This is a genomic window from Micromonospora sp. BL1 (assembly GCF_003667485.1).
Taxonomy (GTDB): domain Bacteria; phylum Actinomycetota; class Actinomycetes; order Mycobacteriales; family Micromonosporaceae; genus Micromonospora; species Micromonospora tulbaghiae.
The window spans coordinates 1-1,115 of record NZ_RCVK01000052.1 but is presented as its reverse complement, the minus strand read 5'-3'; the positions used below and the strand labels follow the sequence as shown (position 1 = coordinate 1,115).

Sequence of the window (1,115 nt, the reverse complement as noted above, 5' to 3'; positions counted from 1 at the left end):
CCGCCACCCACCACCGCGTCCACCCACCCGGCCAGAAGGGCAGCGGTCAGCAACGTCGTCAACGACAGGGCATCCACCGCCGCATTCTGCCCACGCCGCCACCAACGGCGAGGCCCCCTGTGGCCAGCCTCACCGCCCCCGGCGACGCCGCAACCACACCCCGACCGACCCCACCGCCACAAACACCAGCATCGAACAGCACAACAGTTTCAGCACCCGGCAAGACTCCCACGACGACGTAGGGTGTCCAGGTGCGCCTGGCCACCTTCAACCTGCTGCACGGCCGCTCCCTCACCGACGGGCTCGTCGACCCCGACCGGCTCACCGCCGCCGTCACCGACCTCGACGCCGACGTCCTCGCCCTCCAGGAAGTCGACCGCGACCAGACCCGCAGCGGCAAACTCGACCTCACCGCGGTCGCCGCCCGCGCCCTGCACGCCGACCACCACCGCTTCGCCGCCGCCGTCGTCGGCACCCCCGGCGAACAGTTCCGCCCCCTCACCCACGACGACGACGGCCACGGCGAACCCCTCTACGGCATCGGCCTGATCAGCCGCCACCCCGTCCGCTCCTGGCAGGTCACCCGCCTGCGCGCCGCACCCGTCCGCTCACCCATCTACGCACCCGGCCCCGGCGGCGGACTCGTCCTGCTCCGCGACGAACCCCGCGTCGTGCTCGCCGCCGTCCTCGACACCCCCCACGGCCCCCTCACCGTCGCCGCCACCCACCTGTCCTTCGTCCCCGGCTGGAACGTCTGGCAACTACGCCGCGTCGTCCGCGTCCTGCGCACCCTGCCCGCACCCCGGATCCTGCTCGGCGACCTCAACCTGCCCGCCGGACCCGCCGCCGCGCTCACCCGCTGGCAGCCCCTGGCCCGCCGCCCCACCTACCCGGCCGGGCAACCCCGCGTCCAACTCGACCACATCCTCGCCGACCGGCACGGCCTCGACCGGCTCCCACCCGTCACCGCCGTCCACACCCCGCTGGCCACCATCTCCGACCACCGGCCCCTCGTCGTCGACCTCGGCTGACGCTCAACCCAGACCGCTCTGCCGCCGCGCCGCCTCCACCGCGTTGCGGAACAACATCGCCACGGTCGTCGGACCCACCCCGCC

The 1,115-nt window shown here is 73.9% G+C and carries 1 protein-coding gene; it reads left to right on the top strand.

The window, feature by feature from the left end; genetic code table 11:
- The first annotated feature begins 251 nt into the window (after window positions 1-251).
- Entirely contained in the window at window positions 252-1,031 is a 780-nt protein-coding gene (locus EAD96_RS00245; protein WP_120569873.1) for an endonuclease/exonuclease/phosphatase family protein, read from the top strand.
- The last annotated feature ends 84 nt before the right edge of the window (window positions 1,032-1,115 follow it).